We start from the raw sequence: 10,775 nt of genomic DNA, 5'->3' as shown, positions 1-10,775 counted from the left end.
GCCGCCGTGCCGGGCGGTGGGCGATACTGGGTTCGAACCAGTGACCTCTTCGGTGTGAACGAAGCGCTCTCCCACTGAGCTAATCGCCCGGGCGCAGGAAGAAGATTACCCCATGTCAGGGGGTGCCTGTGACCACGGGAGGCTCACTGCTCCTCGATCTTCCAGGGCATGACGAAGCCGACCTTCCACACGTAGATCCCGAGCAGGGTGCCCACCACGACCAGCGCGATCGCCGTGAGGACGAGGTTGCGCCGCCGCACCCGGGGGTCGAGGGCGCGCTGGGCCGCCTCGGTCACCTTGCGCTTGGTCCAGCGCAGCACGAGCTGGGCCCAGACGAACTCGGTCGCCCACAGCGCCATGCCGGCGAAGATCACCACCCAGCCGGGCCCGGGCAGCGGCAGCATGACGACCCCGGCGGCCACGACGGCGAGGCCGACGACGAAGACGCCGACCTGCCAGCTCAGGTGCAGCGCGCGGCGCGCCTTGACGAATTCCGGTGCCCGCGACCCGAGGCCGCGGGTGCTCTTCGCCCCGTCGGTCCGTTCGCCGTCGGCCGCCACGGCACCCTCGCCGAACCGGTTACTCCCCGTATTCATACGACCAAACCCTACCGGAGCGAAACCGGTCACCGAAATGGTCGTATCCCTCGAAGAGACTCTGGGCCGGAAGAGTTACATAAAGGCACGCAAACCCCGCAGAGGGGTTTACAACGGCACCGTAGGTGGCATGTCGATTTCGCCGACGTGCGAATCCCCGAGCGCACACTGAGCGAAAGGCCCTGGCGCTTATGAACACCACGGTCAGCTGCGAGCTGCACCTGCGCCTCGTTGTGTCGAGCGAGTCCTCCCTGCCTGTCCCCGCAGGCCTGCGGTACGACACGGCCGACCCCTACGCCGTGCACGCCACCTTCCACACCGGAGCCGAGGAGACCGTCGAGTGGGTGTTCGCCCGCGACCTCCTGGCCGAGGGGCTCCACCGTCCCACAGGCACCGGCGACGTCCGCGTCTGGCCGTCGCGCAGCCATGGTCAGGGCGTCGTGTGCATCGCCCTGAGCTCCCCGGAGGGCGAGGCACTGCTCGAGGCACCGGCGCGGGCTCTGGAGTCCTTCCTGAAGCGGACGGACGCCGCCGTTCCTCCGGGCACGGAGCACCGGCACTTCGATCTCGACCAGGAGCTCTCGCACATCCTCGCGGAGAGCTAGGCCGGGCAAGGCCCGAGGTCGAGGCCCAGGGGGCGAGCCCCCCACGCAGACAGCCCGGTGCCGTCCACTCGGGGAGACGGCTCGGGCCAGGACAACCGCATAACGGCAGCCGCCGGCACCGTTCCGCGTCGCGGGCGGTGCCGGTCGCTTTCCACCCGGGCGCGGTGCGCTCACCCTCCGTGACCGGGTGGTGCGGTCGCGGAGGGTGGAACTTTGGGGGACGCCGTGTCGTTCCACGGGCAGCGGCGAGTGCCGGTGCGGCGGCGCGGGCAGCCACTACCATCGGCCACCATCGGCGGGCGTCGGCCCGACCCCCAGGCCAGGGAGCGAAACGTGCTGATCACCCACGACACCCGGTGCGCCCTCGACACCGTGGTGGATCTGGTGAACACCGCGCCGGAGGACGACACGGCGGCGGACGGACTCCCGGACGTCCCGGCGCTGGAGCGGTTCGTACGGGAGCACGAGATCAGCGATGTCGGGGCGCTGTCGGAGCTGGACCTGTCCGCGGTGCGCCGGGTGCGCGAGCGGTTCGCGCGGATCTTCGCCGCCCCGGACGCGCGGACGGCCGCCGGGCTGATCAACGAGCTGGTGGCGGCCGCGGGCACCACCCCGCGCCTGACGGACCACGACGGCTACGACTGGCACGTGCACTACTTCGCCCCGGGCGCCTCCGTCGCCGACCACCTGGCGGCCGACTGCGGGATGGCGCTGGCGTTCTTCGTGGTGGCCGGGGAGCGGGAACGGCTGCGCCGCTGCGAGGCCCCCGACTGCCGGCGCGCCTTCGTCGACCTCTCCCGCAACCGCTCCCGCCGCTACTGCGACAGCCGCACCTGCGGCAACCGCCTGCACGTGGCCGCGTACCGGGCCCGCCGTCGCGAGGCGGCGAGCTGACCGGCGCCCCGGCGGCGGCGGTCGGCCGCGCAGGCCGGGTGGTCGTGAAGTGTTCGGGAAGGGTGGGGCGCCGCCGCCCGCCTGCGGGTGGCGCAGGGGACGGCGGGTACGGCTCACAGCAACAGCAGGTCGTGCAACGCGGCCGCGAGCAGTAGACACCCGATCACCGCCAGGAAGATCATCAGCGGCGGCTGGGAGAGGGCGAAGAGGCATCCGCGCGGCTCGTCCTGCGGCGGCGCGGCCTCGCTCTGTGTGGTGTCCAGCATCTCGCGGGCGATGATGGCGCAGCCGGCGCCCATGACGCGATCAACACGCCTCGATCTTCCGGGAGTTCGCCGAATTCCGCGATGTCCGGTTCGGGTCGGATCGGGTACTGATCGTTTCCGGCCACGTCACGGACCCGCTGTGACGCACCGCCGGGCGGTCATATGCCGTGCTTCTTGAGGATGGCCTCGATGTCGCTGAAGTCGTCCACGGAGTGCGCGTCGGCCCGGGGCGCGAGGCGGGGGGCCGTGCGGGTGCCGGCGGAGACGGCGGCCGCCGAGGAGGCGCCGGGGGCCACGGCCTCGCGCTGTGCGGCGCGGGCGGCCCCGCGCTCCTCGCGGGTGCCGCGGCGGCGGCGCTCCACCGCGCGCGTGGAGGCGAACAGCAGCCAGGCGGCGCCCAGCACGCCGAAGCCCGCCCACGCGGTCGGGCTGAGCGCGGTGTCGGCGAGCCAGCCGACCACACCGGTCATCACCAGGCCGATCGGGACGAGGGAGTAGGCGGCGATGCGGGCCGCGGCGAGGAAGCGCCGGCGGAACGCGGTGACCGCCGCGATGCCCAGGCCGGCCGCGGACACGGCGGAGCAGACGGTCTCGGCAATCATCCGGTCCTCCAGCGGGCTCGGCGGGCGGCGGTGGTGCGTCCCACTCCTCCATGCTGCACCTCCCGATGCCCGGGATGCCATGCTCCGGGCGGACATCAGGGACATCTCCGGGTCGTCTCGGGGTCGTCTCGTCCGTGGGTACGGGTCGTCTCGTCCGCGGGGAGGGGTCGCCGCGCACGCCCCGGTCCGGGTGCGGCGGGCGGGGTGCGACCTGGGAGACTGGTGGGCATGAACGACGACTCCCCCGCCCGCCCCGCCCTCGTCCTCGACGTGTGGTGCGAGCTGCAGTGCCCGGACTGCCGCACCGCCCTGGACGACGTCCGTGCCCTGCGCGACCGCTACGGCGACCGTCTGGAGCTGCGGTTGCGGCACTTCCCGCTGGCCAAGCACCAGCACGCCTTCGCCGCCGCGCAGGCGGCCGAGGAGGCCGCGGAGCAGGGGCGGCTGTGGCCGTACGTCGAGGCCGTGCTCGCCCGGGTCGAGGAGCTGGAGCGGCGGGGCGAGCCGGTGCTGGTCGAGGTGGCCCGCGAACTCGGTCTGGACGCCGAGGAGTTCGACACCGCGCTGGTGGACGGCCGGCACATCCTGGCCGTGGACGCCGACCAGGCCGAGGGCCAGGCGATCGGCGTGACCGGCACCCCGACGTACGTCGTCGGCGGCGAGCGTCTCGACGGCGGCAGGAGCCAGGAGGGCCTGCGCGCGCGCATCGAGGAGATCGTGGACCGCCTGCTGGCGGAGCGGGGCGCCTGACCCGGGCCGCCTGACCCGAGCCGCCTGCCCCGGGGCGCGAGGCCCCGGGGATCCGCCGGAGCCTCCCGCTCCGAGCCCGCGCACGGCCCGGGTCCCCCTTCCGAACCCGCGCCGGGAAGGGAAGCCCGCACTGGGAAGGGGCCGTGTCCCTACAGCAGCGGCTTGTACAGCATGTACCGCGTCGTCCGGTAGCCCAGCGACTCGTACAGCCGCTCCGCCGGGGTGTTGCCCGCGAAGACGTTGAGGGCGAGGACGCGCCTGCCCGCGGTGACGGCCTGGCGCTCCGCCAGGAGCATCAGGCTGCGCCCGTGGCCGCGCCCGCGGTGGGCCGCGTCCACCTCGACGTCGAAGACGTACGCCTTGGTCTCGCGCAGTGAGACCCACAGGGTGCCCACCCGGGTGCCCTCGTGTTCCAGGACGCTGAACAGGGTGTTCTCGGTGGCCGCCCCGAGGGGCAGGAACTGCTCGTGGTCGCGCCGGGCCCTGGCGTACGCCGCGGCCTCCGGCACGCCCCGCTCGATCCAGGTGCGCGCGTACTGCTCCGACTCGTGGGCCTGCCAGACCCCGAACTCCTGTGGGGTCATCGGGCGGGCGCTGGTGCCGGCGGGCAGCTCGGGCGGGGTGTCGCCGAGCTGCTTCTCCATGCCGCGGTTGCGTACGACGTACCCGAGTGCCGTGGCGAACCGCAGAACCGCCTCGGCGTCGCCCGGGACGGACGTCTCGATCTGGCGGCAGCCCCAGTCGCGCGCCACCTCCTCCGCGGCGAGGGCCGCCACCGTGCCCCGGCCGCGTCCCCGGTCGGGCTCGTCGATGCGCAGGTCCAGGATGTGGGCGACGGAGTCGCCGAACGCGGCGGAGGTACCGAGGTGTATCTCTCCGACCGGGCGGCTGTTCACGCACACCCGGTAGCGCCGCGAACGGGTCCCGTCCGCGTGATGCTGAAGCGGCTCGGCCGGCCGCAGGGTCGTGGTCATCACCGTTGTTCTACCCCGCGGCGATCACCTGGTGAGCGGGGGGCCGGGCTTCGGCGTGCGCCGGCCGCCGGTCAGGGATCGAGGTCGTCCGCCGCGCGCTCCTCGAAGATCCGCATGGCCTTCGCGGTCACCGGGCCGGGTGCGCCCGGCAGGTCGCGGTCGTCGACACGGTGCACGGCCTGCACGTCGCGCAGGGTGGAGGTGAGGAAGACCTCGTCGGCGCGCCGCAGCACCTCCAGCGGCAGGTCGGTCTCCTTGGCGCCGGTCCACTCGATGGTCAGGGCGCGGGTGACGCCGGCGAGGCAGCCGGAGGCGAGCGGCGGGGTGTGGATCTCGCCGTCCAGGACGACGAAGACGTTGGACCCGGTGCCCTCGCACAGCCGCCCGGCCGTGTTGCCGAACAGCGCCTCGGACGCGCCCCGCTCGTGGGCGCGGGCCAGGGCGACGACGTTCTCGGCGTAGGAGGTGGTCTTCAGCCCGGCGAGGGCGCCGCGCTCGTTGCGGGTCCAGGGCACGGTGACGACGGCCGTGGTGTCGGGGCGCCGGGCGGCCTCGCCGAGGGCGACGACGAGGGTGGGGCCCTGCTCGCCGCGGTCGGAGCCGAGGGGGCCGTGGCCGCCGGTGTAGGTGATGCGCAGCCGGCCCAGCGGCATCGGGTTGGCCTCCAGTACGGCGGCGCAGGCGCGGCGCACCTCGTCGAGGTCCGGTTCGGGCAGGCCGAGGCCGCGCGCCGAGCGGGTCAGCCGCTCCAGGTGGCGGGTGAGCGCGAACGGCCTGCCGTCGACCGCCTTGACCGTCTCGAAGACGCCGTCCCCCACGGTCAGACCGTGGTCGAACACCGAGACCCGGGCGGCCTCCGCGTCCCGCAGCCCGCCGTCCAGCCAGATCTTCACCTAAAGCCCCTCTCCGCCGAACTCGTACGTTCCCGACGCTACCCTCAGCAGCCGGGCGGCCTTCAGTTCCGTCTCCCGCCACTCCCGCTCCGGGTCGGAGTCCCAGATGATGCCGGCGCCGGCGCCGAAGCGGAGCGCTCCGGCGGCGCGGTCGATCCAGAAGGTGCGGATGCCGACGGCCAGCTCGCCGGTGCCCCGGTCGGCGTCGACCCAGCCGATGCCGCCGCAGTACGGGCCGCGCGGCACCGGTTCCAGCTCGTCGATGATCCGCAGCGCGCTGGACTTGGGCGCGCCGGTGACCGAGCCGGGCGGGAAGGCCGCCTGGAGCAGCTCGGGCCAGCCGGCGTCCGGGCGCAGCTCGCAGCGGACGGTGGAGACGAGGTGGACCAGGCCCGGGTGCTTCTCGACGGCGCACAGGTCGGGCACGGTGACGCTGCCGGTGACGCCGACCCGGCCGAGGTCGTTGCGGACCAGGTCGGTGATCATCACATTCTCGGCCCGGTCCTTCTCCGTCAGGTCCGCCTCGGTGCGTCCGGTGCCCTTGATCGGTCCGGACTCGACGACGCGCCCGGCGCGGCGCAGGAACAGCTCCGGGGACGCGGTGGCGATCTCCACGCCCCGCTCGGGCAGGCGAATCGTTCCGGCGTACGGTGCCGGGTTGCCCCGCGCCAGGACGGAGGTCAGGGCGTCGATGTCGGCGCCGGGCGCGAGGGGCGCGGAGAGCACGCGGCAGAGGTTCACCTGATAGACGGTGCCGGCCGCGATGTGCTCCCGGATGCGCCGGACGCCGGCCGTGTACGCGGCGCGGTCCAGCGACGACGTCCAGTCGCCGACCGCGGGTCCGCGCCACCGTCCCGGCGCCGGCGCGGGCACCGGCTCGTGCCGCACGTCCCGGAAGCGGGCGCAGGTCACCCGGCCCTCGAAGTCCGCGCACACGGCCCAGAAGCCCGTGGAGTCCAGGGCCGCCGGGTCGTCGGTGACGTCGATCAGGTCCGTGGCGACGCGGTCGCCGAACCGGGCGAGAGCAGGCAGATCGAGCACGGCGTCGAGTCTAGGACGGGTGTCGCGCGGGTCGTCCCGCGGTGTCGCCGGGACGGCAGGTGAGGCCGGCCGCCGTCCGTGGCGCACCCGCCCGGCCGGGTCGCCGGCCGGATGCGGCGCAGCACGCTGCGCAAACGCGTTTTTGTACTGGCCCGGGAATCCGCTACAGTTCAACACGTCGCCGGACGCGGAAGCCGACCGGGAACGACAGGCGGACGTAGCTCAGTTGGTAGAGCGCAACCTTGCCAAGGTTGAGGTCGCGAGTTCGAGCCTCGTCGTCCGCTCGAAGGAAACAGGGGGCCACCTGGTCCTCTGGGCTCCTGGTGGAGTGGCCGAGAGGCGAGGCAACGGCCTGCAAAGCCGTCTACACGGGTTCAAATCCCGTCTCCACCTCCATGGACGATTAGCTCAGCGGGAGAGCGCTTCCCTGACACGGAAGAGGTCACTGGTTCAATCCCAGTATCGTCCACTGGCCCCTCAGGGCCCGATCCGCAAGGATCATCGCGCGGTTAGCTCAGCGGGAGAGCGCTTCCCTGACACGGAAGAGGTCACTGGTTCAATCCCAGTACCGCGCACGCGGCATCCACGGTCCGCCCGCGGGCGGGCGTGGCCCCCGAGGACGATTAGCTCAGCGGGAGAGCGCTTCCCTGACACGGAAGAGGTCACTGGTTCAATCCCAGTATCGTCCACACTCCGAAGCCCCCGGCCCAGCGGCCGGGGGCTTTCGCGTGGCCCGGCCGGTCAGCTGGAGAACAGCATGTGCCCGAAGCTCTTGTGACGGTGGTGGCCGTGGTGGCCGCCGTGCGGGGCGCCCCAGGCGGGCGCGGGCGGCGCCGGGTAGGCGTGCGGGGCGCCGGGGGGCGGCGGCGCGGGCTGGGACCACTGGGCCTCCAGGCGGGTCAGCGCCTCCAGCTCGCCGTAGTCGAGGAAGATGCCGCGGCAGCCGCTGCACTGCTCGATCTGGACGCCGTTGCGGTTGTAGGTGTGCATCGGGGCATGGCACTTCGGACAGTGCATGAAGCTCTCCACTCCTCGCCGGTCGGTGCGGCTCGTCGTCCGCCCGTGGTTCCGTCACCGTTTTCGGACGTCGCCGTTTTCTGATCTCGCCAGCACAGACTCCGTCCGGCCGCGGTCGGTTGCACCCTACGCGCCGCCGTGGCCCGGCCGCGGCGGGAGGGCGGACATGCGGGCGCAGGCGTTGACCACCGCCTGCTCCACCTCGTCGAGCGGGCGGCGCGCGGCGGCCGCCCTGACGATCGCCAGGGCGGCGGTCTGCACGGTCAGCGCGCGGGCCGGCACGTCCAGGGCGGCCCACGGGTCGCCGGCCGCGGGGACGGCCGGGCCGCCGGCCGCGCGGTAGGCGTCCAGGAAGCGGGTCCACTCCTCGGGCGGCAGCAGGCCGCAGGCGTACCAGGCGGCGGGACGGGCCAGGTCCCAGGCGGCGACACCGGTGCCGAGGTCGTCGACGTCGATGAGCCGCCAGGGGCCGTCGGGGGCCGGGTGGCGGACCAGCTGGCCGAGGTGGAGGTCACCGTGGCAGAGGGTGGCGGCGTCCGGCTGGGGGGCCTCGGCGCGGGCCCAGGCCGGCAGGGCGGCCCAGGCGCGCAGCACCGGGGGTGCGGCCGGATGCGGGCCGGCCGCGCGCAGGCGGGCGAGGGCGCGGGCGGCCTTGGCCGGGCCGCGCATCGCCGGGAGCGGGGTGCGCACCGGGGTGCGGTGCAGGCGGGCCAGGAGGGCGGCGGCGGCTTCCCAGGGGGCGGCCTGCGGGGCGTCGGGGTCGACGGGGACGCCGTAGGGCCAGAAGGTGACGAGGCGGTCGTCGACGGTGACCGGCTCGGGGCGCAGCGGGGGCAGCAGCACGTCGGGGAGGCGGGCGGCGGTGGCGAGGCGCAGGGCGAGTTCGGCGGGGTCGGTGCCCGGGGCGTGGGCCTTGGCGACCGTGCCGGCGTGGCGGACGACGGTGGCGTCGGGGCGGTCGGCGAGGGTGGCCGTGCCGCCGCAGGGGCAGCGGGCCGGGCCGGCGTGGGCGGCCGCCTCGGCGCGGGCGGCCAGTCGGCGCAGGAGGTCGGAGCTCACCGGGGTCCTCGGGGTGGGTGCGGGTGCCGGGGGCAAAGGTAATGCCGGCGCAGCTCCCCAGCTGCGCCGGCATTGTGCCGTCCGCCGCACCCCCGTCCCCACGGGGTTTTCCGGGCCGATGTCCCCACCCGGACCGCTCTTCCGGGTCTGGGGTCGCCGCTCAGCGCCCCAGCATCGCGCCCACGGACGACGCCTGTGCGGCCACCGTCTCCCAGCCGTCGCAGACCAGGAGCAGCAGCAGGGCCAGGGGAAGAGCCATCAGGGTGGCCACCAGCGGGTGGCGGCGGCCCGTGCGGCGTGCGGGGAACACGGCGGTGTACGCCCTGTGCCCCCAAACGCGCGGCTGCGCCCGCGGTGCGGTGTGCGCCATGGCTCCTCCTCCCGGCCGTCGTGGTCGTCGGCAGCGGCGGGTGCCCGACCTCGGGGGACGAGTGCCGCACCCGCCGCTCGACCTCCATTCTGGGCGCGCGACGGGGAACGGGCGTCATGCCCTCGTACCGATTGGCGGGCCTCCCGGAGGAGGAGCCGCGCCCCGCGGGCTACTCCCCTGGGTGGAGACGCAGCCCTAAGACTCAGGGTCTTCCCCGACGGGGTGTCCGGTCCGTCCGGGCCTCTCGGAGCTGTCCTCGCGCGGCACCGGCTGCTCGACCAGGGCCAGCACCCGGTTCGCCATGAAGCGGGCGGTACGCACCACGCTCCCGTTGCGCGTGACTTCGCTCACTTCGACCACTCCGCGCCGCACCGCCGTCTCCACCCGGCGGCCGGCCCGGCTCGCCACCACCTCGTACGTCCGCGTCGTGTCCCCGGCGTCCACGACGATCTCCACCCGGTCGCCCTTCACGCGCCCGATCCCCCTTCCGTGAACGGCGGTTGTGATCATGCCCGCTCCCGGAGCCGCCCGCCCGCACGCTTCCCGGCCTTTCCTCAAGTCTCGCACCGGGTACCGACAATCCGCCCGGACGAGAGGGCGCGGCCTCTGCGCGCGGCGGGCCGCGGAAACGTAAGCTGTGGCTCGTCACACGGACCGGGCAGCGGGGATGGACATGGCGATGATGCGCCTGAGGCGCGAGGACCCGCGCGTCGTCGGCTCGTTCAGGCTTCACCGACGGCTCGGCGCGGGTGGAATGGGCGTGGTCTACCTCGGTTCCGACCGCAAGGGCCAGCGGGTCGCGCTGAAGGTCATCCGGCCGGACCTGGCGGAGGACCAGGAGTTCCGTTCGCGGTTCGCGCGCGAGGTGTCGGCGGCGCGGCGGATCCGGGGCGGGTGCACGGCACGGCTGGTGGCGGCGGACCTGGAGGCGGAGCGGCCGTGGTTCGCCACGCAGTACGTGCCCGGGCCGTCCCTGCACGACAAGGTCGCCGAGGAGGGCCCGCTGAGCGCGGCGGAGGTCGCCGCCATCGGGGCCGACCTGGCCGAGGGCCTGGTCGCCGTGCACGAGGCGGGGGTCGTGCACCGGGACCTGAAGCCGTCCAACATCCTGCTGTCCCCGAAGGGGCCGCGGATCATCGACTTCGGCATCGCCTGGGCGACGGGCGCCTCCACGCTCACCCACGTGGGCACCGCGGTGGGCTCGCCCGGTTTCCTCGCGCCCGAGCAGGTGCGCGGCGCCGCGGTCACCCCGGCGACGGACGTGTTCTCGCTCGGGGCGACCCTGGCGTACGCCTCCACGGGCGACTCGCCCTTCGGGCACGGCAGTTCCGAGGTGATGCTGTACCGGGTGGTGCACGAGGAGCCGCAGCTGCACGGCGTCCCGGACGCGCTGGCCCCGCTCATCCGGGCGTGTCTGGCCAAGAACCCCGAGGAGCGGCCCAGCACGCTGCAGCTGTCGCTGCGGCTGAAGGAGATCGCCGTGCGCGAGGCGCAGGACCTGAGCGACGTCCGCCCGCCCGCGCCGCGCGCCGCGGAGGCGGACCGGCCCACCGGGCGGCTCGCCGACACCTACCCCGGCCGGCGGGAACGGCGGCGCGCCCCGGCTTCCTCCGGGGGGCGCTCGGCGGGCGCGCCAAGCACCCCGGCGGCCCGGCGGCCCACCCCGGCGCGGGGCGCGGCGTCCGCGCGCGGTGGTGCCGCGCCCCGC

The 10,775-nt window shown here is 74.4% G+C and carries 14 protein-coding genes and 6 tRNA genes; 9 read left to right on the top strand and 11 right to left on the bottom strand.

Going from position 1 to position 10,775, the window contains the following annotated elements; genetic code table 11:
* Positions 1–17: 17 nt before the first annotated feature.
* Together IE225_RS24250 and IE225_RS24245 are read right to left on the bottom strand one after the other, a co-directional pair.
* Positions 18–89 (bottom strand) — tRNA-Val (locus IE225_RS24250).
* Between the two features lie 54 nt (positions 90–143).
* Positions 144–596 carry a TIGR02611 family protein gene (locus tag IE225_RS24245; protein WP_190059716.1) on the bottom strand — a complete coding sequence of 151 codons (453 nt, stop codon included), beginning with the start codon at positions 594–596 and terminating at the stop codon, positions 144–146.
* Positions 597–787: 191 nt separating this feature from the next.
* On the opposite strand from IE225_RS24245, the gene IE225_RS24240 reads away from it, so the two are divergent.
* Positions 788–1,201 carry an SsgA family sporulation/cell division regulator gene (locus tag IE225_RS24240; protein WP_004002642.1) on the top strand — a complete coding sequence of 138 codons (414 nt, stop codon included), beginning with the start codon at positions 788–790 and terminating at the stop codon, positions 1,199–1,201.
* A 333-nt stretch (positions 1,202–1,534) separates the two neighbouring features.
* The gene (locus IE225_RS24235) at positions 1,535–2,095 is read left to right on the top strand and encodes a CGNR zinc finger domain-containing protein (RefSeq protein ID WP_190059715.1); all 561 of its coding nucleotides are present in this window, start codon (positions 1,535–1,537) and stop codon (positions 2,093–2,095) included.
* A gap of 113 nt (positions 2,096–2,208) precedes the next feature.
* On the opposite strand, the gene IE225_RS24230 is transcribed toward IE225_RS24235, so the two are convergent.
* Together IE225_RS24230 and IE225_RS24225 are read right to left on the bottom strand one after the other, a co-directional pair.
* Entirely contained in the window at positions 2,209–2,394 is a 186-nt protein-coding gene (locus IE225_RS24230) for a hypothetical protein (protein ID WP_190059817.1), read from the bottom strand.
* A 125-nt stretch (positions 2,395–2,519) separates the two neighbouring features.
* A complete protein-coding gene (locus tag IE225_RS24225; protein WP_190059714.1) occupies positions 2,520–2,963 on the bottom strand; it encodes a hypothetical protein in 444 nt (147 codons plus the stop codon).
* Between the two features lie 228 nt (positions 2,964–3,191).
* Here IE225_RS24225 and IE225_RS24220 point away from each other — a divergent pair, with 228 nt between their 5' ends.
* On the top strand, positions 3,192–3,713 hold the full coding sequence (locus tag IE225_RS24220) for a DsbA family protein (RefSeq protein WP_190059713.1): 522 nt from the start codon (positions 3,192–3,194) through the stop codon (positions 3,711–3,713).
* 149 nt (positions 3,714–3,862) lie between these two features.
* Here the strand turns inward: IE225_RS24220 and IE225_RS24215 are convergent, their stop codons facing one another.
* The 3 genes from IE225_RS24215 to IE225_RS24205 all read right to left on the bottom strand — a co-directional run bounded on the left by IE225_RS24215 (position 3,863) and on the right by IE225_RS24205 (position 6,621).
* Positions 3,863–4,687, bottom strand: a complete 825-nt coding sequence (locus tag IE225_RS24215) for a GNAT family N-acetyltransferase (RefSeq protein ID WP_190059712.1) — start codon at positions 4,685–4,687, stop codon at positions 3,863–3,865.
* A gap of 71 nt (positions 4,688–4,758) precedes the next feature.
* The gene (locus IE225_RS24210) at positions 4,759–5,580 is read right to left on the bottom strand and encodes an aminotransferase class IV (protein WP_190059711.1); all 822 of its coding nucleotides are present in this window, start codon (positions 5,578–5,580) and stop codon (positions 4,759–4,761) included.
* The gene (locus IE225_RS24205; protein ID WP_190059710.1) at positions 5,581–6,621 is read right to left on the bottom strand and encodes a chorismate-binding protein; all 1,041 of its coding nucleotides are present in this window, start codon (positions 6,619–6,621) and stop codon (positions 5,581–5,583) included.
* Positions 6,622–6,832: 211 nt separating this feature from the next.
* Between IE225_RS24205 and IE225_RS24200 the strand changes: the two genes are divergently transcribed.
* The 5 genes from IE225_RS24200 (at position 6,833) to IE225_RS24180 (ending at position 7,310) form a co-directional block, all read left to right on the top strand.
* Positions 6,833–6,905: transfer RNA gene (locus tag IE225_RS24200), tRNA-Gly, on the top strand.
* 38 nt (positions 6,906–6,943) lie between these two features.
* A tRNA-Cys gene (locus IE225_RS24195) sits at positions 6,944–7,017 on the top strand.
* 1 nt (position 7,018) lies between these two features.
* Positions 7,019–7,090 (top strand) — tRNA-Val (locus IE225_RS24190).
* 34 nt (positions 7,091–7,124) lie between these two features.
* Positions 7,125–7,196, top strand: a tRNA-Val gene (locus IE225_RS24185).
* Positions 7,197–7,238: 42 nt separating this feature from the next.
* Positions 7,239–7,310: transfer RNA gene (locus IE225_RS24180), tRNA-Val, on the top strand.
* A 52-nt stretch (positions 7,311–7,362) separates the two neighbouring features.
* Here the strand turns inward: IE225_RS24180 and IE225_RS24175 are convergent.
* The 4 genes from IE225_RS24175 to IE225_RS24160 all read right to left on the bottom strand — a co-directional run bounded on the left by IE225_RS24175 (position 7,363) and on the right by IE225_RS24160 (position 9,538).
* Complete coding sequence (locus tag IE225_RS24175; protein WP_190059709.1) at positions 7,363–7,638, bottom strand: TFIIB-type zinc ribbon-containing protein; 276 nt, start codon at positions 7,636–7,638, stop codon at positions 7,363–7,365.
* Positions 7,639–7,764: 126 nt separating this feature from the next.
* On the bottom strand, positions 7,765–8,697 hold the full coding sequence (locus IE225_RS24170) for a phosphotransferase family protein (protein WP_190059708.1): 933 nt from the start codon (positions 8,695–8,697) through the stop codon (positions 7,765–7,767).
* A 160-nt stretch (positions 8,698–8,857) separates the two neighbouring features.
* Complete coding sequence (locus IE225_RS24165; RefSeq protein WP_190059707.1) at positions 8,858–9,067, bottom strand: hypothetical protein; 210 nt, start codon at positions 9,065–9,067, stop codon at positions 8,858–8,860.
* 195 nt (positions 9,068–9,262) lie between these two features.
* Positions 9,263–9,538 (bottom strand): DUF8836 family protein, encoded by a 276-nt coding sequence (locus IE225_RS24160; protein ID WP_190059706.1) that lies wholly within the window; start codon positions 9,536–9,538, stop codon positions 9,263–9,265.
* 196 nt (positions 9,539–9,734) lie between these two features.
* Here IE225_RS24160 and IE225_RS24155 point away from each other — a divergent pair.
* Positions 9,735–10,775: serine/threonine-protein kinase (locus IE225_RS24155; RefSeq protein ID WP_190059808.1), on the top strand; the 1,041-nt coding region annotated here is incomplete at its 3' end.

Source organism: Streptomyces echinoruber (assembly GCF_014651135.1).
GTDB classification, from domain to species: Bacteria; Actinomycetota; Actinomycetes; order Streptomycetales; family Streptomycetaceae; genus Streptomyces; species Streptomyces echinoruber.
Note: the sequence above shows the minus strand (reverse complement) of the source record. Positions and strands in the feature narration are given on the sequence as shown.

Bases quoted from the DNA above. Each gene is read 5' to 3' on its own strand.
- IE225_RS24245 (WP_190059716.1), bottom strand. From the start codon at position 596: ATGAATACGGGGAGTAACCGGTTCGGCGAGGGTGCCGTGGCGGCCGAC.
- IE225_RS24240 (WP_004002642.1), top strand. From the start codon at position 788: ATGAACACCACGGTCAGCTGCGAGCTGCACCTGCGCCTCGTTGTGTCG.
- IE225_RS24230 (WP_190059817.1), bottom strand. From the start codon at position 2,394: ATGGGCGCCGGCTGCGCCATCATCGCCCGCGAGATGCTGGACACCACA.
- IE225_RS24225 (WP_190059714.1), bottom strand. From the start codon at position 2,963: ATGATTGCCGAGACCGTCTGCTCCGCCGTGTCCGCGGCCGGCCTGGGC.
- IE225_RS24220 (WP_190059713.1), top strand. From the start codon at position 3,192: ATGAACGACGACTCCCCCGCCCGCCCCGCCCTCGTCCTCGACGTGTGG.
- IE225_RS24215 (WP_190059712.1), bottom strand. From the start codon at position 4,687: ATGACCACGACCCTGCGGCCGGCCGAGCCGCTTCAGCATCACGCGGAC.
- IE225_RS24175 (WP_190059709.1), bottom strand. From the start codon at position 7,638: ATGCACTGTCCGAAGTGCCATGCCCCGATGCACACCTACAACCGCAAC.
- IE225_RS24165 (WP_190059707.1), bottom strand. From the start codon at position 9,067: ATGGCGCACACCGCACCGCGGGCGCAGCCGCGCGTTTGGGGGCACAGG.